Here is a 22,218-nt window from a genome sequence, read left to right on the forward strand (position 1 = left end):
TCAATATGTTAAGATATTAGGTTTACGAATGGCTTGCCATGTGGTATAGTATGCTTACAAGGAACATAACATGTTAAGTGGGGCGACCTGCGGAGTAGGAGGGAAATTAGTGGAAAACATTGTATTGATCAGTCATGGCGGCATGGCAGAAGGGGTCAAAAGCAGTCTGGAGATGATCGTAGGCCAGCAAGCAAACGTTCACACCGTTTCATTACGACCAGATAGTGACAATCTACAATTTGAGAAAGAATTGAACGAGAAAATGAAAGCCCTTAACGGTTCAACATTGATTATTGCGGATTTATTAGGAGGAACCCCGTGCAACGTTGCAGTCAAGAATTATTTAGAGGATGACGAAGTGGCGATCTTCGCTGGAATGACATTGTCCGTAGTGATCGAGGCAGTCGTCAATCAACGAGCGACGATCAAAGAGCTGCTTTGCTTAGCCAAAGAAAACATCGTTGATGTCAAAGCAGGGATGAACCAAGCAGAACAAGAGATGTTAGAAGAAAAGCAAGAGGAATTAGGGGATTACAGTGCGTATGCTGGGCAAGAAAATATCGTCAATAGTCGAATCGATGAGCGCTTGATCCATGGACAAGTCGCCGGTATCTGGTCCACCAGTTTAAACACGCAACGGATCATCGTAGCCAATGATGAAGCCGCCGTAGACCCATTACAAAAATCTTCTTTACGAATGGCAGCGCCAACTTCGATGCGACTTTCCGTCCTTCCAGTGGCAACGGCAGCCAAAAATATTCGCGCCGGTCGTTATGGAAAACAACGGTTGTTTTTACTTTTCAAAAATCCCCAAGATGTTTTGCGTTATATTGAAGCAGATGGACCGATCAAAGCGATCAACGTCGGCAACATGAGCTACAAAGAAGGCGCACGGGAAGTGACCAAAAGCATTCAAGTACTGCCAGAAGAAGAGCCGATCTTTGAAGCGATCGCCGCAAAAGGCATCACCGTCACGGCACAGCTTGTACCCAATGAACCATCGATCGACTTTATGAAGAAATTACGAGGATAAACCAGGCAGGGATTGAATCGAGGAGAATATGTAGCGGAAGATTTGTCAAAAAACGAGTGTTTTTCACGATTTATCTGAGGCGACATAACGATCGATAACTAGCCAGTTAAGACTCGTTCATACAATTAGGAGGAAAATTCATGCATTTAGCAGCGTATCAAATCATTCTTATTACTGTTTATGCTTTTATTGCTATTAATGATTCACTTATTTCCAATACGTTGACCCAACCAGCGATCGCCGGAATGATTTCTGGAATGATCATGGGGGACTTAAAGACCGGTTTGATGGTCGGTGGGACCTTACAGTTGATGCGTTTGGGGATCGCCGCATTTGGTGGTGCATCCGTCCCGGATTATTTTACCGGCGCAGTACTGGGAACAGCGTTTGCCGTGATCTCAGGAAACGGCGCGGAATATGGCATCGGCTTAGCAGTTCCAGTGTCCTTGCTGATGCTGCAACTGGATGTCGTGGCTCGTTTTTGTAACGTATTTCTACTACACCGGATCGATAGAGCCATCGACAACATGCAAGTCAAACGAATCCCACGGTTAGTTTTATCGGGTTCTTTCTTATGGGGATTGTCACGGGCGATTCCGATTTTATTGATGCTTTTAGCTGGAGATGCAGTCGTTACGACGATTACCGATAACACGCCAGAATGGCTGATGACCGGACTAAAAACCGCTGGTGGCGTCTTGCCAGTCGTCGGGGTAGCGATCTTATTGCGCTACTTGCCAACAAAGCACTACATTCCTTATTTGTTATTAGGCTTCTTTTTAGCTGCGTATCTGCAAGTACCAATGCTCGGCGTTTCCATCATCGGACTTGTAGCAGCAATGTTAGTCTTTAAACGTGATAGCGAAAAAGGCACGGTTGCAACGGCAGCTGCTGGAGATTTTGAAGGAGGATATGATGGCGATGAGTGATCAAAAACTGACAAAAAAAGAGTTGAATACCATTAGCTGGCGCTATATTTTGGCAAGCCAATTAAACTGGAACTATGAGCGAATGATGAGTTCAGGCTACCTTTACGGCATCCTGCCCGTCTTGAAAAAATTCTATGGCCATGATGAAACCCAGCTGCAAGATATGCTGCGGACCCACAATCAATTTTTCAATACCAATGCGATCTTTGGGAACTTGATCATGGGGATCGATGTCGCTATCGAAGAACAAGACGGACACAAAGCCAAAGAAACGATCATAGCCTTGAAAACGGCCTTGATGGGTTCCTTGGCCGGTGTCGGTGACTCCTTGTTCCACGTGATTTGGGGAACGATCTTTGGCTCTGTTGCTGGCACATTGGCGCAAAATGGTTCCGTCGTTGGTTGTGTCATCTGGATCATCGCCAACATCGCGTTACTTTTCGGTCGGGCAGCGTTGCTTCCCCTAGGTTACAAACAAGGGGTCAAATTAGTGACGACCTTGAAAGACAAATTATCTGCCTTCACCAATGCCGCAACCGTTTTAGGGGTCACAGTGATTGGTGCTTTGATTCCCTCTGTCGTTAAAGCGACCGTTCCTTTTGTCTATAAAAAAGACGGCGTCGAATTAGTGATCCAAGACACATTGGATGCCATCTTGCCATCCCTTGTACCTATCTTGCTCGTCTTGCTGACCTACTGGATGTTAGGCCAAAAGAAACTAAATTCCACTCGAGTGATTTGGATCATCTTGATCTTGTCGATCGTTTTGAGTGCGTTTGGTATTTTGGGTTAAGAAAGAATCATGGTGTAAAAGGAAATGGGCAGCTGCTGTTATTGTTTTGTAAATCGTATAAGTAGTTAGGGTAGTCAACCTGTTTTCTTTTTTAGAATAGTTGAACTAAATGGAAAAGAGTGCGGAAATGAATTTCTTCACTCTTTTCCCATTCCACAAAATGATAGCGCTATCTTTTGCGCGGGGAAATAGGAGGAGTAAAGGATGGAAAAAGGGAAAAAATATCTGCTGATCATGGGGTGTTTCTTGTTGCTGTATTCGGTAGTTGGCGCCACTCGTCTTTCTGGAAATGCCGAGGAACAAATACCCGAATTGCCGGAAGCAGAATCGATCTATCACTCGGATTTTTCTAACCAGAAAGGGTCTTGGCAAGATTTAGTCGGGAAAGCCGAAGTAGCACAAAATGCTACTGGTTTAATGATCAGTAATACGAAGCAAGGCACCAATCTGGAATCAGTAACGCTCAACAAAGATGCTCCCAAGCGGTCTTCAGGGGATTTTGAAACTACTTTCTTATATGAAGACCAAGCGAACATTGGGGTGGTCTTTCGCGCAGATGAACAAAAGACAGATCAGTGGCAATCGTTTGCTTATAATCGTGATGGGCAGTGGCAACTTGGTCAACCAGGTGGAAAATGGCTGACAGCTATTTCTGGACCTACTTTGATTGCGGGACAAAAATATAAACTCTTGCTTCAGTATGAGGGCTCGAGTTTTCGTGCCTTTTTAAATGATCAGCTATTTTATGAGAATCAAAAGGTAAACTATCCCAATGGTACGGCAATTGATGGGGACTGGTCCGGGTATGTGGGTATCCGTTTGTTTGGCAATTTATCTAAGCTGAAGGTATTATCGATGCGCAGCGGTCCTATCGGCAGCTTGCCCGTGGAAGATCATACAGCAGAATTTATGAAGCTGCAAGAAAAATGGCAAAATCAACTGGTTTCCGATCACTATGATCCAAATAATCCGACTATGGCTGATTACGTGCAGATGGTCACCTCAGAAGCTGAGGCGTTGTATCAAACCATAAATAAAGCATCTGATCGAACGAGCCTATGGCCCCTCGAACAAGGGAATACTGCTTCAGCGGATGTAACGACTCAATTTACAAAATTACAGAAAATGGCTTTAGCCTATGGCACGAAAGGTAGTTCTTTGTATCAAGATGATGCAGTGGCGACGACGATTATTGATGGGATAGATTTCATGGTCACTCGAAAAGGGTATGATGGGAAAAAGTACCATGGAAACTGGTGGGATTGGCAAATCGGTGTCCCGCAAAAACTGATCAGTACTTTAATGATTTTAGGCGCTGAGTTACCGTCCGAGAAATTACAGCAATACACTGCCATTATCAGCAGTTATGTACCAGATCCCTTCAAGCAATTGTATACGAAGACACAAGGCAGTTTTACTGAGCTTGCTTTTATTCCAAATTTTGTGACTTCTGGTGCTAATCGTACAGATCTCGCGCTTACTGTATTAGGCTTGGGCATTTTGCAAAGGGACGCTGGGAAAATCACTCAAGCTTCAGCAAGTATCGAAGAAGTATTTCAGTTAGTCACAAAAGGCGATGGTTTTTATAAAGATGGTTCCTTTATTCAGCATAATACGATCCCTTATACTGGTTCTTATGGAAATGTACTGATCAAGGGTGTGGGACAAATTCTAGCTATCACGCAAGGATCAAGTTTTGAGATGGACGCTGATCTCGTACAAACGTTTGTTAAAAATGTTGATCAAGCATTCTTGCCGTTGATCTATCAAGGAGAAATGCTGCCGTTGGTCAATGGTCGTTCGATTTCAAGAGCTCCAGCCAAAACCAAAGCCGGCTATGGCTCATCAACAGTCTATAATTTGTTGATCGTATCCCAATTCGCACCAACCCAATACCAGCAAAAATTCCGTGAAGCTGCCAAGTATTGGCTCAAAGAAAATCCAGACTATTATTTGACGAATGCAAGAGACTTCAATGATTTACAAATGACAATGAATCTCTTGGCAGACCCATCGATTACAGGGGATGCATTACCTTTTACGGGAACAAAACTGTACGCTTCAATGGATCGCTTTGTTCAACGAACAACTGATTATATGGTGGGTTTAGGACTATATTCCAGTCGTATTTCTTCCTTTGAAGCTGGCAACAAGGAAAACAAGCGTGGGTGGCATACAGCAGACGGGATGCTCTACCTCTATAATGATGATCAAGTTCAATTCAATTCTAGTTATTGGCCGACCGTCGATCCATATCGCTTGCCAGGAACAACCGTGGATACCATACAATTAGCGGATGAAAATTCAGCTTTTACAACGGTAACGTCTCCAGAAAAGTGGGTAGGCGGTGTGGCTTATGATGGTGCAGCTGCGGTGGGAATGGCATTAAACAAAACGGGTACAAAAAATAACGGGAATGTTTTACCTATGAACGTGCGGGCAAAAAAATCGTGGTTTATCATTGATGGGCAGATTGTCGCTTTAGGTGCGGGAATCACTGGTGATACGACAGCTTCTATTGAGACGGTCGTGGATAATCGCTTACTAAACGATGCGTATACTTATCAAATCCTTTCTGATCAAGGAAGTATTGATCAAACAAATGAAACAAGTAGCAAGCAGTGGTTGTTGTTAGACTCCGATCATTCCCAGGCCAATATCGGTTACTATTTTCCAGAAGAAACGACAGTAAACGTGGTAAGTGAAACACGAACAGGCAGCTATACAGAAATCAATGAGGCCTTTCCAAGTAATGCGGTTTATACCGGAGAATATCGAAAATTCTTGATCAATCATGGCAAAAATCCCATGGAGGATCATTATGCGTATGTCATGTTGCCAGGTATCAATGAAACAGGACTGACTGCCTATGCCCAAGAAGAACCGCTGGAGATTTTAGCCAATACCTCGGAAGTTCAAGCAGTAAAACTTGATCAAACTGACTATTTAGGTATCAATTTTTGGCAGAATGATGGAGGTAGTGTCGCCGATATTACTACTAACAAACCTCTTTCATTGATTAGAACAAGTAGAGAAGGCAAAACCATCTATGCCTTTTCTGATCCAACTCAAACAACGACTACCATGACCTTAAAATTGCCAAAAGACTACCAAAAAATCGTCTTTCAAAGTGATGGAATCAGCTATGATGCTTCGACGGATCTATTTACGGTAAACTTTGCGGAGCAAGATGGTGGAAATAAAGTGATTGTAGTCGAGTAAGGTGTTTCAATGCTATCTGTCTCATCATCAGCAGCTAGGGATCAATCTCTAGCTGTTTTTTGTCAGCTAGAAAATGAAACGATGAAAGGCTAAACATAGATTTTTCTTTGACTATTAATTCCTTTAACTACTTTTCAAGGGCCGAGGTTTTGTCAAAAAAATCCTCACAGAAAATGCTGAAAACTTGCGCATTAGCATGAAACGTTTGCTAATTTTCTTCTTACTTAAAAGGCGTATGTTTGCCACTAAAGAATGTATCTAAGATTGCAAGCACACTTTTCCAAGATTGCAGTGGCAACTTTTCAAGTAAGAATTGGTAGCGAATTTATCCGAAGGCGCGGCGATTAACAATATACTCTTCTCCATCAATTTCAAAAAGATAATAGTGTTGACCATAAATAGAAACAATATCTTCAGTAACTGAAACAGTTCTATTCATAAGATTATTACTCGAAATTGTTCCTACATATGGATCTCTTGGGGACAGAGACAGTTTATACAAATTATAGTTACCTGTTATTTCAACTGTTTGATCGATGAAAGTAACGCCAGAAATTTTTCCAGCAGGAGAATCTAAAAAGATTGAGGCAATTTGATTAGAACGATGATTATTCAAATAATAGATTTTATCCCTATTATTAAGGATATTTAGTATCGCATATTTGTTGAATAATGGGACAGCAGGAAGTATCCCCTTAGAAATTGAGTCCGCCGTTTTTTGCGCTGCATCCAGCATCTCTTGATTGTTGCTAACCTGGGCATCATATAAATCAGCCATCACTGATCCATTGTCATGTTGGAGACCTAAAGTATGCCCCATTTCATGTCGGATAGTTGAAACCAGCTGTACGTAGCCGGAGGTTCCTTTTCCAGATGATGCGTCATTTAAAGCAGCTTTATTCAAAAATATTCTGTTCGTACTATTCCCCCAACCAAATCCGGAGTACCCCATATCTGCATAGGAATCGCCATCCGTTGATTGCAAAACTAAATCAACTTGGTTATCTGCTGCATTTACACTTGATTTTTCGACAATTATCGATCTCCCAATCGACTGATTCCATGATTGCGCAGCTTCATTGACAGCCTCTTGGTAGGTTTCTCCTAGTGAGTTTGAGTCGTAAATGATGGTACCGTATTCGTTAACACAAGTAGCTGTACCATACAATATTCCAGGATAGTAATAATCAACAATAGGCGTCTTCGCTATGTCGGCTGACTTTGCATCTACAGAAATTGTTCCTATAGAGTAAATTAATGCAATTAAAAATAACGAACGAATTCTTGAAAAATTTTTTTTCATTGTTTTCCACTCCTTAAACTTGTTGACTTGATTTCATACAGATAATTCCAAAAATCTTTTTCCCATCTATCTTGTATGGAAAGATGCTCCCAGGGCATCGAATTTTTTTCAAATTCAACGAAATGTCGAATCTTTATATTTTTTCTAGCTTTTTCAATTTTCAAAAATTTGAGTGGATTCACATTTTTTGCCCAATCAAATAACCAATGATCATCTTTCTGGTAATTGTATTCATAAGGCAACAACTCAACACTTCTCTCACAAAGAATGTTTAAAATGGTTTGATCTAAATACAAGTATTCATTCTTATTTATCATACGTACTATGGCTTCTGGTCGTATCTGTTCATTGAACACAACTACATTAAATAAAATAACTCCAGAATTGAAGTAATTCTTCATAGTTTTTACGCCAAAATATTTAAAGCTGTCCTCTGTATCACTTATAACTGAGAAGTAGAAGTCTCTAACTGCAGCAATTGATTTTTGATCAGGGATCAAATCAAAGAAATTGGATACGTCATCGTATACAATAGTGTCATTATCTAAATAGAGAATGTAATCATAATTGCTAAAATATGAAGGTAGAAATAATCTCCACAGAGTGACTTCAGGAAAACGCGAATTACTATAATTCTTTATTTCGTTTATTATTTTAGGTGGATACCAAATAGTAATAATTACATTTTTTTCTCCATATAATCTAGAAATACTTTTCAATTTCAGTATTTCTTCGTTCCCTAGTTCATTTACAACTACTAATATATCTAAAGGTTCATTCCCTTCATAAGTATTTACTATTGACGCAATGGATACTGCAGCTAATTGAATATGTGACCCCGTAACACAATAAACGACAGCTTTCTTCTTCATAGTTCAGGTCCACCCTTTTTAGTGTTTTTTATTTTTTAATAAAAACCTTCTATAGAAACTTAGGCAATAAAAGCATTTAAGCTTATTTTATCGTATCTGATTTCCAATATGAGCGTTAGTCCCACTATTGGGATTAACGTAGTTAACGAGAATCAACAATTTCTTATCGTATTTTCCCAAAGGGTTTGTCAGATTAAGCCTAAATCAAAAATCCCGTCAGAGAAATCTGACGGGATTTTGGTGGTGAACCTAGGTAAAACAGGTCATTGTTATCCATTCCAAGTGAACTAAAAAACTGTTAAATCAATATTTTGCAACCAAGTGAGGTTGCTACTTTATTCCCACTCCACAGTAGCAGGTGGTTTGCTCGTAATATCATACACGATTCGATTGACGTGTGCGACTTCGTTGACGATGCGGACGCTGATTTTTTGTAGGACTTCCCATGGGATGCGGGCAAAGTCAGCGGTCATGCCATCGATTGAAGTGACTGCACGGATGCCGACGGTATAATCGTAGGTCCGGCCATCACCCATGACACCGACGGAGCGGATGCCTGGTAAGACGGTGAAGTATTGCCAAATGTCGCGGTCTAAGCCGGCATTTGCGATTTCTTCCCGCAAGATTGCGTCCGAGTCGCGGACGATCGTTAGTTTTTCTTCTGTCAATTCGCCAAGGACACGAATACCTAGACCTGGTCCAGGGAATGGTTGGCGCCATACGATGCTGTCTGGCATGCCAAGTTGAGTCCCTAATTCACGGACTTCGTCTTTGAACAAGGTGTTCAATGGTTCGATCAATTTGAATTGCATGTCTTCAGGTAAACCACCCACATTGTGGTGTGATTTGATGGTTTGAGCAGTTTCGGTTCCTGATTCGATGACGTCGGTATAAAGGGTTCCTTGGGCAAGGAAAGAAACGCCTTCATCGCCAGCTAGTTTGGTTGCTTCATCATCGAAGACATACACGAATTCATTCCCGATGATCTTGCGTTTTTCTTCAGGATCAGAAACCCCCGCAAGTTTTGATAGGAAACGTTCTTTGGCATCAACTTTGATAATGTTCAAGCCGAATTTGCCACCTAAGCTTTCCATTACTTGCTCGGCTTCGCCTTTACGCAAGAGGCCGTGGTCAACAAAAATACAAGTCAGTTGATCGCCAATCGCTTTTTGTAAAAGAACACCAACGACAGAAGAATCGACCCCGCCTGAAAGACCAAGCAAGACTTTTTTGTCGCCCACTTGTTCGCGGATTTTTGCGATTTCCATATCGATGAAGTTATCCATTGTCCAATCACCTGTACATTGACAAACGTCAATGGCAAAGTGACGCAGTAAGTCGTTGCCGTATTCTGAATGGCGAACTTCTGCGTGGAATTGGATACCGTACATTTTGCGTTCTGCATCTTGGATAGAAGCAATCGGGCAATCTTTGCTCGTCGCCACGACATCAAAGCCTGCAGGTGCTTGAGTGACCAAGTCTCCGTGGCTCATCCACACGGTTTGGGTTGCGGGCGTGTTTTGGAAAAGGGCCGCTGCATCAGAAGTGACTTCCAATTCTGCTTTGCCGTATTCACGGTTTTTGGCAGGTTCAACTGTTCCGCCTAATTTATAAGTAATCAACTGCATGCCGTAACAGATCCCTAAAACTGGGATGCCTAAATCAAAAATTTTCTCGTCGATGCCGAAAGAGTTCTCGTCGTAGACGCTGTTTGGTCCGCCAGATAAGATGATCCCTTTTGGATTCATCGCTTTTACTTCTTCAGCGGTAATGCGGTGGCTCAATAATTCTGAGAAAACACCGAACTCACGAATACGGCGTGTAATCAGCTGGTTATACTGACTACCGTAATCAAGTACGATAATTTTTTCGACGTTTGGCAAAGTGTCAACGTTTGTCACAATAAATTACCTCAATTCTTTTAGTTTTTATTGAAAAAAGGCTGGGCCTTTTCAACAGCATAATTATAAAAATGAAGCGGTCAATACTTGCGCAAGAACACTTCATCGATCAAATGGTGCTTTGTTTTATGAAGAATTATATCGGCTCTGCTGCGTGTAGGCAAGATATACTCGTGTAAATTCTTTAAATTCACATTTTTCCATACTTCTTTTGCCATTTTAATCGCTTCCTTGCGATCCCCGATCGCATATTGGTAATAATAATTGCTAGGGTCTTGAAAGGCAGTGTCTAGTAATGATTCAAATCGTTCCAAATACCATTTTTCAATCAGTGCCGGTTGGGCATCCACGAAAATTGAAAAATCAAAAAAGTCACTGATATAGATTTGTTGGTTGGCAGGTAGTTGCAGGGTATTGATGCCTTCCACGATCAAGATATCTGGTTGACTGATCGTTTCATACGTATCAGGAATAATATTGTAGACTTCATGGGAGTAGACGGGGATCTGGATGTCTGGTTCTCCTGATTTGACCGCATTCAAAAAGTTGATCAAGGCTTCCATGTCATAACTTTCTGGAAATCCTTTGCGATTCAAGCTGCCGCGTTCCTCCAAGACTTCGTTCGGGTACAAAAAGCCGTCAGTGGTGATCAGTTGGACGGTTCTGCGGGGAAACAAACGGGCCAATAAATTTTGGACGAGCCGTGCGGTGGTGCTTTTGCCGACGGCGACGCTTCCGGCGATGCCGATGATAAAAGGCGGCATTTTAACATAGCGGTGTAAAAAGAGTCCCTTGCTGAGGGTCAATGATTCAAACTCTTTCATATAAAGATGGATCAGATGGCATAAAGGCACGTAAACATCTTCCACATCTTGGACCGAGATCCGGTCGTTCAAACTTTTGATATTATCCAATTCTTCTTGAGTGAAAGGCATCATTCCGTTCGTATAAAACCCTTGCCATTGCTCACGAGGAATTTGATAAAAATTCATGGTTTCTTGCATAGTAGGCTCCTTTTTTGCGGCATCATCGGTTTCTCTTAGAAGCGATAGGCCACTGTTCGAAAGTATTTTACCATAGAAACCCGCTGAACTTGGAAAAAAGACATGATTTCCTTTGCAGAAACAACAAAAAACTGTTTTTTCGTTGTTTTTTTTGCTGGGCGTTTACTTCTGGCTGTTTTTCGGTATGATTAGAAAGAAGCAGCAGACAAATCTTGCACGCCTTTTTACTGGTGTTTTCACTACGTTCACTCGTTCTAATAGAAGCAACAAGGAAAAAACCAGTAGAAGCCAGTAGAAAAAACAAGCGAAAAGGGAATAGAAGAAAGGAGCATAAACATGAGTAATCATTACTATACAGAAAATCCTGATACAGCCCATGATTTTGAACAGTGGTCGTTTGAATTAAGAGGAAAGAAGTTTCATTTTGTGACAGATAGCGGGGTGTTTTCCCGAGACACGGTGGACTACGGCTCGCGGGTGCTGATCGATGCGTTTGAGTGGGCGGAGCTGCCAGAAGGAAGTCTGCTAGACGTTGGGTGTGGCTATGGTCCTGTTGGCTTATCGTTGGCTTATGCAAGTCAGCGACCTGTCGAGATGATCGATATCAATCAGCGGGCAGTGGATTTGGCAAAAGGCAATGCCCAGCGTAACGGCATTGAACAGGTAGATATCCATCAATCCAATATCTATGCCCAATTAAATCAACCTGCTTATGCGGCGATCCTCAGCAATCCACCGATTCGGGCAGGAAAAGAAGTCGTCCATGAGATTTTGACAGGGGCGTTTCCGCTACTAAAAACAGGGGGAACTTTAACGATCGTGATCCAAAAGAAACAAGGGGCGCCGAGTGCTCAAAAGAAAATGCAAGAGACCTTTGGCAATGCCGAAATCATCAAAAAAGACAAAGGCTATTACATCATTCAAAGCGTAAAAGAAGCGTAGCTGCTCTTTGATTCTCAGCAGATCAAAGGCATCGCCAAGGCAAGCGCTGGTTAGCAGCAACTGGACCAGTTGGTTTCTCAAAAAGCCTATTGCCAACAGCCTTTCGGGCAATTGCAGCGTTGGTTAATCAGCTGTCTATATCATCGGGCTATTTTTGATCAACGAAAAAGAAAGTCGCACACTTGTTGAAAGTGTGCTATTTTTTTTGAGAAAAATTTGCTACACTTTAGGCAAGAGAGGAGAGAAGCAGATGAAATTGACGATTAAACAGATTGCTGAAATGGCTGGCGTCTCTGTCACGACCGTGTCGCAGATCCTAAACAATAAAGGCAGCCGTTTTAGTGAAGAAACCCGGAAGCGGGTCTTAGATATCGTAAATAAATATCACTATAAGCCGGATTTTTTTGCTTCGAATCTTATCAACCGCCATTCAAAAACGATCGGAATGATCGTGCCTGATGTGACGGATTTCTTTTTCTCTAAAGTCATTGAAGGGGCGGAAAGTTATTTCAATCCACTAGGTTACATGCTAGTGTTATGCAATTCGCGCCACAGCCAAGAAAAAGAGGTTCAATATTTGAATGAACTGTCTCATCGTTCGGTAGATGGTATCTTATTAGCGACGCCGCATTTACTGCCGGAGGATTATTCCTTGAAGAGCGGGTTCTTTGATGACCGACCAATTATTTTAGTCGATCGCGGGATCAATCAGCGGGACAATGGTCGTTTGATCGTGAAAGAATACGAAGGTGCCTACCAAGCCGTCAGTTATTTGATCAAAAACGGTCACCGCAACATTGCGATGCTCAAAGAAATCACCGGCTACTATCAATTAGAGGAACGGTTCAATGGCTATCGCCATGCCTTAAAGGACCATCAGATCCCTTTTAAAGGCCGATATGTAGAAAATGCTGAATTAACGGTTACCGGCGGGTACGAAGCAACGAAAGAATTATTGAAGTACAAAGAGATCACAGCGTTCTTCTGCGGCAACGACGCCATGGCGATCGGCTGTTATCAAGCGATTTATGAGGCGGGTAAAAAAGTACCAGAAGACTACTCGGTGATCGGCTTTGATGCCTTGAAATTATCGGAATACATCACACCACCGCTTACCACGGTCATGCAGCCGACCTTTGAGATCGGTTTTACCGCAGCGAAGTTTTTAGTGGACGCCATTGAGTTTCCGACACGGCGAATTCCAAATAAGATTTTTGATACAAAATTAATTATTCGTGAGAGCGTGAAGACATTGACAAGCGAGAAATAATGCGGTATATTTCTTCTTGTAAGTGTTTTCATAGTTTTGCGATATTTAGTAAACTGTTTTACTAAAGTGGTTTACCCTACGAAAAATTATTGTATAATGTTAAAGGAAGCGAGGGTCATTTCGATGCGAATGGTGGATTTAATTGAAAAGAAACGTGACGGCAAGTCATTGACGAAGGAAGAAATTGACTACATTGTAACTGCGTATACTGAAGGAAGTATTCCAGATTATCAAATGAGTGCCTTGTTGATGGCTATTTTTTATGTAGATATGACAGATGAAGAGATCACGAACTTAACGCTAGCAATGGCAAATTCTGGTGAAGTGATCGACCTATCCTCAATTGAAGGAATCAAAGTCGATAAGCATTCGACTGGTGGTGTTGGTGATACGACCACGTTGATCCTAGCGCCATTAGTGGCTAGTGTTGGCGTACCGGTTGCGAAAATGTCTGGCCGCGGCTTAGGCTATACCGGAGGGACGTTAGACAAGCTTGAAGCGATCCCTGGATTTAAAATCGAGCTTTCTGAAGCCGACTTTATCCGATTAGTCAACGAAAGTAAAGTGGCCGTGATCGGTCAATCAGGAGATTTAGCTCCTGCGGACAAAAAACTGTATGCCTTACGAGATGTGACGGCAACGGTTAGTTCGATCCCATTGATCGCCAGCTCGATCATGAGTAAAAAAATCGCGGCAGGTGCCGATGCGATCGTGTTAGATGTAACCACAGGCGATGGCGCCTTTATGAAAAACTTGGAGGATGCCAAACGCTTAGCCCAAACGATGGTCCGCATCGGAAAATTGGCAAATCGCCAAACGATGGCAGTCATTTCTGATATGTCACAACCTCTAGGGGAAGCGATCGGGAACAGTTTGGAAGTGGTGGAAGCTATTGAGACACTGCAAGGAAAAGGACCGAAAGACTTGGAAGAAATGTGCTATGCACTGGGCAGCCAAATGGTCGTTTTAGCGAAAAAAGCTGATTCATTGGAAGAAGCACGCCAACTGTTGGAAGAAGCCTTGCATTCAGGCAAAGCGTTAGAAAAATTCAGACAGATGATCATAGATCAAGGCGGAGACGCTTCAGTGATCGATGACCCGAGCAAGATTTTGACAGCAAAATATGAAGTTGAGGTCCCAGCGAAAACTAGCGGCGTGGTGACGAAATTAGTTGCCAATGAGCTAGGGATCGCGGCGATGATGTTAGGGGCAGGTCGTAAGACCAAAGACGAAGACATCGACCATGCAGTGGGCATCAAATTGCATAAGAAAGTTGGCGAATCCGTAACTGAAGGGGAATCGCTATTGACGATCTATAGCAATACCGAAGCAATCGAGGATGTCAAAGCATTGATCGACCAAAATATTGAAATTGGGGAAGATGGCGCAGAACCGCCATTGATCCATGACATTATTACAGAATAAGGAGCGAATAAAAATGGAATTGAATCGCATGATCGACCACACGATTTTGAAAGCAGACGCAACGGAGGAAGATGTTTTACGAATCATCGAAGAGGCAAAAACCTATCACTTCTATTCTGTCTGCATCAATCCAACGTGGGTTTCATTAGCAGCAGAAAAATTACAAGGCGAACCAACGGCTGTTTGTACCGTGATCGGTTTTCCTTTAGGGGCAAACACATCTGAGGTCAAAGCTTATGAAACAACAGATGCGATCAAAAACGGCGCAGATGAAGTCGATATGGTAATCAACGTAGGTGCCTTGAAATCAAAACAATACAAAAAAGTTCAAGCAGACATCGAAGCAGTCGTTGAAGCAGCCAAAGACAAAGCGCTTGTCAAAGTAATCATTGAAACAGCGTTATTAGACAACGAAGAAATCGTCAAAGCCTGTGAATTAGCCAAAGCAGCCGGTGCAGATTTCGTGAAAACCTCAACTGGCTTTTCAACTGGTGGGGCAGTCATTGAAGATGTTCGCTTGATGCGTGAAACTGTAGGACCAGAAATGGGTGTCAAAGCTTCCGGTGGTATCCACAACGAAGCAGAAGCGGCAGCTATGGTCGAAGCGGGGGCAAATCGCTTAGGAACAAGCGCAAGTGTTGCCATCGTGACTGGCTCAACAGGTGCTGGCTATTAAGCCTAGCATTAAGTAAAGTGGCAAAAATTAAAAACAAGAGCGGGGAAGACAATGACAATAGCGAAAAAAGAGTGGATCGACACCGCCGTTTCCGCCTTAGATAAAGCGTATGTGCCGTACTCTAAGTTTCCGGTCGGTGCTTGTCTCGTTGCCAAAAATGGGACGATATATCAAGGGATCAACATTGAAAATGCCTCATATGGCTTAACAAATTGCGCAGAACGAACGGCTTTTTTCAAAGCCGTTTCTGAAGGCGAAAAAGAGTTTCAACATTTGGTTGTGGCGGGTCATACGCCAGAACCGATCTCTCCTTGCGGTGCTTGCCGCCAGGTCATGGTGGAATTTTGTGCGCCAGATATGCCGGTGACCTTAGTCGGCGATGATGGTGTCATCAAAGAAACCACGGTAGAAGGCCTATTGCCTTATTACTTCACGAACAAAGATTTATAAACCATGTTCATTCAGTCGATGCGGCTGTTGAAAAAAACTATATTTTTAGGGGGCTTTACAGCAATGAAAAAAGCAAAATTATTTAGTTTAGGTATTGTTGCAGTAGCTGGGTTGACTTTACTTGGTGCTTGTGGCGGAGGAAATTCAGGTTCAACTGATTCAACTGGCGGCGGTTCTGCAGACGGTACGACTGATGCAGCGCATAGTGTCGCAATCGTTACCGATATCGGTGGGGTGGATGACCGTTCATTCAACCAATCCGCGTGGGAAGGCTTAGAAGCATGGGGTGAGGAACACGGGATCGCTCGCGGTGCTGGTGGTTATGACTACGTGCAATCAAATGAAGCATCAGAATACACAACAAACGTAAATGGTGCCGTTCAAAATGGTTTCAAAACAGTTTTCGGTGTGGGTTACTTATTGAAAGATTCAATCGCAGCAGCAGCTGATCAAAACCCTGATACACAATTCGGGATCATCGATGATGTGATCGAAGGCAAAGACAACGTTGTTTCAGCAACATTTAAAGACAACGAAGCAGCTTACCTAGCTGGTTTTGCCGCAGCGTATACAACCAAAACAAACAAAGTCGGCTTCATCGGTGGTGAAGAAGGCGTCGTTATCGACCGTTTCGAAGCTGGTTTCATGAAAGGTGTTCAAGACGCAGCTGAAAAATTAGGCAAAGAAATCACAGTTGATCCTCAATATGCAGCATCATTTGGTGATCCTGCCAAAGGGAAAGCTTTGGCAGCTTCAATGTACCAAAGCGGCATTGACGTAATCTTCCACGCATCTGGCGGTACTGGTGCAGGTGTCTTCCAAGAAGCAAAAGCAATCAACGAACAATTGAACGAAGCAGACCTAGAAGACAAAAAAGTTTGGGTCATCGGTGTAGATAGCGATCAACAAGACGAAGGTAATTTTACAACTGCTGACGGCAAAGAAGATAACTTCACATTGGCTTCAACATTGAAAGGTGTTGGCGCAGCGGTACAAGATATCTCAACTCGTGCGTTAGAAGATAACTTCCCTGGCGGCGAACACATTGTTTACGGCTTGAAAGATGGCGGTGTAGACATTACTGAAGGTTTCCTTTCAGATGATGCCAAAGCAGCGATCGAAACAGCGAAACAAGACGTGATCGACGGCAAAGTAGAAGTACCAGAAACACCTGAAAAATAAAGTTATGCTTTTCGGTTATCTTGCCCTAGCTTAGGGCAAGATGATCGTTGTTGGATTACTATGTTGATGAAAGCTACGGGTTTTCATGAGGATAGTAATCATCCTAAGCAATAGCAATTATTTTTTTGACATGACGAATGGTTTGTATAAGCGAATTAGAAAGTAAGGATGTGAGTAATTTGGCTGAGGAAAAATATGTTGTAGAAATGCGTCATATCACCAAAGAGTTTGGAACGTTCAAAGCCAATGACGATGTCAACTTGCAAGTAAGGCCGGGAGAAATCCACGCATTGCTTGGTGAAAATGGAGCGGGCAAGTCGACCTTGATGAATATGCTGTCAGGATTATTGGAACCAACATCTGGTGAAATCTGGATGAATGGTGAAAAAGTGAATATCACGAGTCCGACCGCAGCAAACAAATTGGGGATCGGTATGGTGCATCAGCATTTCATGCTGGTAGACGCCTTTACTGTAACAGAAAATATCATTTTGGGGAGCGAACCCCATCATCTCGGTGTGTTAGATCGCAAGAAAGCCCGCAAAGAAATCAAAAAAGTTTCTGAACAATATGGTTTATCGGTTGATCCAGATGCTTATGTGCGTGACATCTCTGTCGGGATGGAACAACGGGTAGAGATCTTGAAGACTCTTTACCGCGGCGCAGATGTACTGATTTTTGATGAACCAACGGCAGTTTTGACACCGCAAGAAATCGAAGAGCTGATCGAAATCATGCGCGGATTGGTGCGTGAAGGCAAATCGATTATCTTGATCACCCACAAACTGGATGAGATCAAAGCGGTGGCAGACCGTTGTACAGTTATCCGTCGGGGACAAGGGATCGGCACTGTCAATGTCAAAGACGTCAGCTCGCAACAGTTGGCCGATATGATGGTTGGTCGTTCTGTGTCCTTCAAGACACCGAAGAAAGAAGCGTCACCAAAAGAAGTCGTGCTTTCTGTTGAAAACTTAGTCGTAAAAGAAAACCGTGGCTTAGAAGCAGTCAAAAACTTAAGCTTAGAAGTACGTGCAGGTGAAGTATTGGGGATTGCTGGGATCGATGGCAATGGGCAATCAGAGCTGTTACAAGCCATCACTGGTTTACGGAAAGTCGAAAGTGGCAAGGTCTTGCTGAATGGCGATGACATCACCAACTTCAAGCCTCGGAAAGTCACCGAAGCCGGCGTTGGTCATGTGCCAGAAGACCGCCATAAATACGGGCTTGTCTTGGATATGATGTTATCAGAAAACATCGCCTTACAAACCTACTACAAAAAACCTTTGAGTAATGCAGGTGTCTTAGATTATGGAGAAATCAACGAGTTTGCTCGTGACTTGATTCAAGAATTTGACGTACGAACAGTCAATGAGATCGTACCGGCACGGGCATTGTCCGGCGGGAATCAACAAAAAGCGATTATCGCACGAGAAATCAGCCGCGATCCTGATCTATTGATCGTTGCCAATCCGACCCGTGGGTTGGATGTCGGAGCGATCGAATTTATCCACAAACGCTTGATTGAACAACGGGATAAGTTCAAAGCTGTTTTATTAGTCAGCTTTGAATTAGATGAAATTTTGAATGTATCAGACCGCATTGCTGTTATTCATGCTGGTGAGATCGTTGGGGTCGTTGATCCGAAAGAAACATCAGAGAAAGAGCTTGGCTTGTTGATGGCAGGGTACTCCTTGGAGGAAGCAAGACGAGAGCTGCAAATGGAGGAAGTAGGTGGTTCGGTTGAATAACCGCAAAGAAAAGATCCGCAATATATTAGTGCCGATCATCGCTGTCTTGTTGGGATTCGTCCTTGGCGGAATCATCATGGCGGCCTTCGGCTACAGCCCGATCACAGGGTATACACAAATGTTCCGGACCGTTTTTATCAACGGACAAACAGGTGGGTTAAATGCCCGCAACATTGGTGAGATTTTTGTTACAGCAGGACCCTTGATCTTTACTGCTCTGGGATTTGCCGTTGCAAACTCAGCAGGATTCTTCAATATCGGTCTTTCTGGTCAAGCGCTAGCAGGTTGGGTTGCCAGTATCTGGGTCGCACTGGCGATGCCGGATGCGCCTCGGTTGGTGGTCTTGCCATTAGCCGTGATCGTAGGGGCTTTATGCGGGGCGATCGCAGCTGCGATTCCTGGTTTCCTACGGGCATTCTTTGGAACAAGTGAAGTCATCGTGACGATCATGATGAACTATATCTTGCTTTATACGGGGAACCATTTAGTCAATAATGTGATGAGTGAATCCATGATCACGACAAAAGGGGTCACGAAAATGGTGGGGGAAAATGCCTCCATGCAGACGCCGTTTCTAGCAAGCATCACGAGCAACTCTCGCTTGAACTTAGGGATCTTCTTAGCCTTGATCTTCTTAGTTTTGGTTTGGTTCTTGATGAAAAAAACCACTCTTGGTTATGAGATCCGCGCGGTGGGCTTGAACCCAAGCGCTTCTGAATATGCTGGGATGAGCAGCAAACGGACGATCATTATCTCCATGATCATCTCTGGGACACTTGCCGGATTAGGTGGAGTTGTTCAAGGACTAGGAACGTTTGAAAACTTCTTCGTTCAAGGGTCATCATTAAGCATCGGGTTTGACGGTATGGCTGTATCCTTGTTAGGAAGCGGCTCATCGATCGGAATCTTGCTTTCAGCCCTCTTGTTCAGTATTTTGAAATTAGGTGGACAAGGCATGCAGTTTGCAGGTATTCCATCTGAATTAGTTGATGTTAATATCGCAATTATTATTTTCTTCGTAGCGATCAGTTTTGTGATTCGTTTCTTGTTGGCAAAAATCTTTGACGGCAAAAAAGAAGCGCTGGTCGTACAGGAGATTGAAGCCCAACCAAACGATCAAGATCAGGAAGGAGGAACCATCTAATGGATATTAGTTTAATTTCTTCGATCGTCACTCAAACATTGATTTATGCGTCTCCTCTGATTTTGACGGCGCTAGGTGGCGTGTTCTCAGAGCGAAGCGGGATCGTTAACGTGGGTCTTGAAGGAATCATGGTTATGGGTGCTTTTAGCTCGATTGTTTTCAATATTGAATTTGCGTCACAATTTGGTGCGTGGACACCGTGGTTAGGGATGCTCGTCGGCGGACTTGTCGGTGTGGTTTTCTCCTTGCTGCATGCGGTGGCAACCATCAACTTCCGTGCAGACCACATCATCAGTGGTACGGTGATGAACTTGATGGCACCAGCTTTGGCCGTGTTCTTAGTTAAAGCGATCTACAATAAAGGGCAAACCGATAACATCCAACGGACATTGGGGTATTTCAATTTCCCGATTCTTAAAGATATTCCTATCATTGGCCCGATTTTCTTTAATCAAACGTTCTTACCGGCGTACTTCGCTATTTTGATCTCAGTGATCGCGTGGTTCGTGATTTTCAAAACACGCTTTGGGTTGCGTCTTCGTTCTGTCGGTGAGCATCCTCAAGCAGCTGATACCTTAGGGATCAATGTTTACGTGATGCGTTACTCAGGCGTCTTGATCTCTGGATTCCTTGGTGGGATGGGCGGTGCCTTGTTTGCTCAATCGATCGCGGGTCGCTTTGCTGTGACAACGATCGCCGGTCAAGGGTTTATCTCGATGGCTGCGATGATCTTTGGTAAATGGAATCCACTTGGTGCGATGGGCGCAGCGATTTTCTTCGGTTTCGCGCAAAACATCAGTATCGTAGGTGGCCAGCTGCCAATCATCTCTTCCATTCCAGCAGTTTACTTACAAGCTGCGCCTTATGCCTTGACGATCATCGTGCTCGTTCTTTTCCTTGGAAAAGCTGCTGGTCCGAAAGCTAACGGGAAGAACTACATTAAATCTAAATAATTTTTTCAGTATGAAAGGGTGGGGCTATGGGACATGAATGTGTTGCTGTGTCCTGCCCTTTTTCTATCCTCTGGGTGAAAGGAAAGCGTCAGGAAATTTCCAAAGCAACCCAGCGCAATTTTTGCTTAAGTTTAGTATGATAGAGGTAGTAGATCCGCTTGTAAAAGCATAAAATAAAGAAAGTAGGGAATAGAATGTTTAAACGTGTACACTTGATCGTGATGGATTCAGTCGGAATTGGTGAAGCACCTGATGCGGCAGCTTTTGGTGATGTCGGTTCAGATACATTAGGCCATATTGCAAAAGAAGCAGGCTTAACGATCCCTCACTTGGAACAATTAGGCCTAGGGACGATTCGTCCTTTAGAAGGCGTAAAGGCGGTAGCTGACCATGATGGGTATGCAACCAAATTGGAAGAAGTTTCTGTTGGGAAAGATACGATGACGGGTCACTGGGAGATCATGGGCTTGAATATCCAAAAGCCTTTCCGCGTATTTCCAGATGGGTTTCCCGATGAATTATTGCAACAGATCGAAGCGTTCTCTGGACGCAAAATCGTCTGCAATGCGCCGTATTCTGGGACAGCAGTCATTGATGACTTTGGCGAACATCAAATGAAGACCGGGGATCTGATCGTTTACACTTCGGCTGACCCAGTGTTGCAGATCGCCGCTCATGAGGAAATCATTCCATTAGAAGAATTGTATCGTATTTGTCAGTACGTTCGGGATATCACGAAAGATGAGCCGTATATGATCGGCCGCATCATCGCGCGTCCTTATGTCGGTGAGCCTGGAAACTTTACTCGTACGAGCAATCGTCATGACTACGCACTCGATCCATTTGGCCATACAGTGTTAGATTCATTGAAAGAAGCTGGAAAAGACGTGATCGCCGTTGGGAAAATCAATGATATCTTCAACGGGCAAGGAATCACCGATTCTGTACGGACGAAGAGCAATATGGACGGTGTGGATCAATTATTGAAGGTGATGAAACAAGACTTTACGGGTCTAAGCTTTACGAACTTAGTCGACTTCGATGCGCTTTATGGTCACCGTCGCGATGTCGTAGGGTATGCCCACGCCATTGAAGATTTTGATTTGCGTATTCCAGAACTCTTAGAAGCAATGGGAGACGAGGATCTGCTGTTGATCACAGCTGACCACGGCAATGACCCAACCTTTACGGGAACGGATCACACGAGAGAATATGTGCCATTACTAGCGTACAGCAAGAAATTTCAAGGCCAAGGCCAATTGCCACAAGGCTACTATGCGGATATTTCCGCAACGATCGCTGAAAACTTTGGTGTTTCAGCTACAGAAAACGGAACAAGCTTTTTAAAACATTTAAATTAGAGGTGATGAA

At 43.3% G+C, this 22,218-nt stretch carries 18 protein-coding genes; 14 read left to right on the forward strand and 4 right to left on the reverse strand.

Going from position 1 to position 22,218, the window contains the following annotated elements; genetic code table 11:
* Window positions 1-70 precede the first annotated feature (70 nt).
* From A5877_RS10005 to A5877_RS10020, 4 genes are all read left to right on the forward strand, one after another.
* Entirely contained in the window at window positions 71-1,033 is a 963-nt protein-coding gene (locus A5877_RS10005; RefSeq protein WP_016611516.1) for a PTS mannose/fructose/sorbose transporter subunit IIAB, read from the forward strand.
* 140 nt (window positions 1,034-1,173) lie between these two features.
* Window positions 1,174-1,962 carry a PTS sugar transporter subunit IIC gene (locus A5877_RS10010; protein ID WP_005226797.1) on the forward strand — a complete coding sequence of 263 codons (789 nt, stop codon included), beginning with the start codon at window positions 1,174-1,176 and terminating at the stop codon, window positions 1,960-1,962.
* On the forward strand, window positions 1,946-2,755 hold the full coding sequence (locus tag A5877_RS10015; RefSeq protein WP_005226799.1) for a PTS system mannose/fructose/sorbose family transporter subunit IID: 810 nt from the start codon (window positions 1,946-1,948) through the stop codon (window positions 2,753-2,755). The genes A5877_RS10010 and A5877_RS10015 overlap by 17 nt, the downstream gene beginning before the upstream one ends.
* A 204-nt stretch (window positions 2,756-2,959) precedes the next feature.
* Complete coding sequence (locus tag A5877_RS10020; RefSeq protein WP_086316778.1) at window positions 2,960-5,977, forward strand: polysaccharide lyase 8 family protein; 3,018 nt, start codon at window positions 2,960-2,962, stop codon at window positions 5,975-5,977.
* 325 nt (window positions 5,978-6,302) lie between these two features.
* Here the strand turns inward: A5877_RS10020 and A5877_RS10025 are convergent, their stop codons facing one another.
* From A5877_RS10025 to coaA, 4 genes are all read right to left on the reverse strand, one after another.
* A complete protein-coding gene (locus A5877_RS10025; protein ID WP_086316780.1) occupies window positions 6,303-7,280 on the reverse strand; it encodes a matrixin family metalloprotease in 978 nt (325 codons plus the stop codon).
* Window positions 7,277-8,152 (reverse strand): glycosyltransferase, encoded by an 876-nt coding sequence (locus A5877_RS10030; protein ID WP_016611513.1) that lies wholly within the window; start codon window positions 8,150-8,152, stop codon window positions 7,277-7,279. The genes A5877_RS10025 and A5877_RS10030 overlap by 4 nt, the downstream gene beginning before the upstream one ends.
* A 335-nt stretch (window positions 8,153-8,487) precedes the next feature.
* Window positions 8,488-10,053, reverse strand: a complete 1,566-nt coding sequence (guaA, locus tag A5877_RS10040; RefSeq protein WP_061053624.1) for a glutamine-hydrolyzing GMP synthase — start codon at window positions 10,051-10,053, stop codon at window positions 8,488-8,490.
* A gap of 80 nt (window positions 10,054-10,133) precedes the next feature.
* Complete coding sequence (gene coaA, locus A5877_RS10045) at window positions 10,134-11,057, reverse strand: type I pantothenate kinase (protein ID WP_005226828.1); 924 nt, start codon at window positions 11,055-11,057, stop codon at window positions 10,134-10,136.
* Window positions 11,058-11,393: 336 nt separating this feature from the next.
* Here coaA and A5877_RS10055 point away from each other — a divergent pair, with 336 nt between their 5' ends.
* From A5877_RS10055 to deoB, 10 genes are all read left to right on the forward strand, one after another.
* Window positions 11,394-11,999, forward strand: a complete 606-nt coding sequence (locus tag A5877_RS10055; RefSeq protein WP_016611508.1) for a class I SAM-dependent methyltransferase — start codon at window positions 11,394-11,396, stop codon at window positions 11,997-11,999.
* A 250-nt stretch (window positions 12,000-12,249) separates the two neighbouring features.
* Window positions 12,250-13,269, forward strand: a complete 1,020-nt coding sequence (locus A5877_RS10060) for a LacI family DNA-binding transcriptional regulator (protein ID WP_005226832.1) — start codon at window positions 12,250-12,252, stop codon at window positions 13,267-13,269.
* Window positions 13,270-13,392: 123 nt separating this feature from the next.
* The gene (locus A5877_RS10065) at window positions 13,393-14,694 is read left to right on the forward strand and encodes a pyrimidine-nucleoside phosphorylase (RefSeq protein ID WP_042890150.1); all 1,302 of its coding nucleotides are present in this window, start codon (window positions 13,393-13,395) and stop codon (window positions 14,692-14,694) included.
* Window positions 14,695-14,707: 13 nt separating this feature from the next.
* Window positions 14,708-15,370: a deoxyribose-phosphate aldolase gene (gene deoC, locus A5877_RS10070; protein ID WP_008376411.1), complete on the forward strand. Its 663-nt coding sequence runs from the start codon at window positions 14,708-14,710 to the stop codon at window positions 15,368-15,370.
* A gap of 51 nt (window positions 15,371-15,421) precedes the next feature.
* Window positions 15,422-15,820 carry a cytidine deaminase gene (locus A5877_RS10075; RefSeq protein ID WP_005226837.1) on the forward strand — a complete coding sequence of 133 codons (399 nt, stop codon included), beginning with the start codon at window positions 15,422-15,424 and terminating at the stop codon, window positions 15,818-15,820.
* Window positions 15,821-15,883: 63 nt separating this feature from the next.
* Window positions 15,884-17,002, forward strand: coding sequence for a BMP family protein (locus A5877_RS10080; RefSeq protein WP_008376407.1), 1,119 nt, complete (start codon window positions 15,884-15,886; stop codon window positions 17,000-17,002).
* Window positions 17,003-17,181: 179 nt separating this feature from the next.
* The gene (locus tag A5877_RS10085; protein ID WP_005226842.1) at window positions 17,182-18,750 is read left to right on the forward strand and encodes an ABC transporter ATP-binding protein; all 1,569 of its coding nucleotides are present in this window, start codon (window positions 17,182-17,184) and stop codon (window positions 18,748-18,750) included.
* Complete coding sequence (locus A5877_RS10090) at window positions 18,743-19,894, forward strand: ABC transporter permease (protein WP_005226844.1); 1,152 nt, start codon at window positions 18,743-18,745, stop codon at window positions 19,892-19,894. The genes A5877_RS10085 and A5877_RS10090 overlap by 8 nt, the downstream gene beginning before the upstream one ends.
* Window positions 19,894-20,847: an ABC transporter permease gene (locus tag A5877_RS10095; protein ID WP_005232556.1), complete on the forward strand. Its 954-nt coding sequence runs from the start codon at window positions 19,894-19,896 to the stop codon at window positions 20,845-20,847. The genes A5877_RS10090 and A5877_RS10095 overlap by 1 nt, the downstream gene beginning before the upstream one ends.
* Before the next feature lie 194 nt (window positions 20,848-21,041).
* Window positions 21,042-22,208 carry a phosphopentomutase gene (deoB, locus tag A5877_RS10100; RefSeq protein ID WP_008376404.1) on the forward strand — a complete coding sequence of 389 codons (1,167 nt, stop codon included), beginning with the start codon at window positions 21,042-21,044 and terminating at the stop codon, window positions 22,206-22,208.
* Window positions 22,209-22,218: the final 10 nt, after the last annotated feature.

It is taken from the genome of Enterococcus sp. 3C7_DIV0644, assembly GCF_002141235.1.
Classification (GTDB): Bacteria; Bacillota; Bacilli; order Lactobacillales; family Enterococcaceae; genus Enterococcus_D; species Enterococcus_D entomosocium.

Excerpts from the sequence above, each read along its gene's own strand:
- A5877_RS10015 (WP_005226799.1), top strand. The coding sequence starts at position 1,946 with ATGATGGCGATGAGTGATCAAAAACTGACAAAAAAAGAGTTGAATACC.
- A5877_RS10025 (WP_086316780.1), bottom strand. The coding sequence starts at position 7,280 with ATGAAAAAAAATTTTTCAAGAATTCGTTCGTTATTTTTAATTGCATTA.
- A5877_RS10060 (WP_005226832.1), top strand. The coding sequence starts at position 12,250 with ATGAAATTGACGATTAAACAGATTGCTGAAATGGCTGGCGTCTCTGTC.
- A5877_RS10080 (WP_008376407.1), top strand. The coding sequence starts at position 15,884 with ATGAAAAAAGCAAAATTATTTAGTTTAGGTATTGTTGCAGTAGCTGGG.
- coaA (WP_005226828.1), bottom strand. The coding sequence starts at position 11,057 with ATGCAAGAAACCATGAATTTTTATCAAATTCCTCGTGAGCAATGGCAA.
- A5877_RS10020 (WP_086316778.1), top strand. The coding sequence starts at position 2,960 with ATGGAAAAAGGGAAAAAATATCTGCTGATCATGGGGTGTTTCTTGTTG.
- deoC (WP_008376411.1), top strand. The coding sequence starts at position 14,708 with ATGGAATTGAATCGCATGATCGACCACACGATTTTGAAAGCAGACGCA.
- A5877_RS10065 (WP_042890150.1), top strand. The coding sequence starts at position 13,393 with ATGCGAATGGTGGATTTAATTGAAAAGAAACGTGACGGCAAGTCATTG.
- A5877_RS10095 (WP_005232556.1), top strand. The coding sequence starts at position 19,894 with ATGGATATTAGTTTAATTTCTTCGATCGTCACTCAAACATTGATTTAT.
- A5877_RS10010 (WP_005226797.1), top strand. The coding sequence starts at position 1,174 with ATGCATTTAGCAGCGTATCAAATCATTCTTATTACTGTTTATGCTTTT.
- A5877_RS10055 (WP_016611508.1), top strand. The coding sequence starts at position 11,394 with ATGAGTAATCATTACTATACAGAAAATCCTGATACAGCCCATGATTTT.
- A5877_RS10005 (WP_016611516.1), top strand. The coding sequence starts at position 71 with ATGTTAAGTGGGGCGACCTGCGGAGTAGGAGGGAAATTAGTGGAAAAC.
- A5877_RS10075 (WP_005226837.1), top strand. The coding sequence starts at position 15,422 with ATGACAATAGCGAAAAAAGAGTGGATCGACACCGCCGTTTCCGCCTTA.
- A5877_RS10030 (WP_016611513.1), bottom strand. The coding sequence starts at position 8,152 with ATGAAGAAGAAAGCTGTCGTTTATTGTGTTACGGGGTCACATATTCAA.
- deoB (WP_008376404.1), top strand. The coding sequence starts at position 21,042 with ATGTTTAAACGTGTACACTTGATCGTGATGGATTCAGTCGGAATTGGT.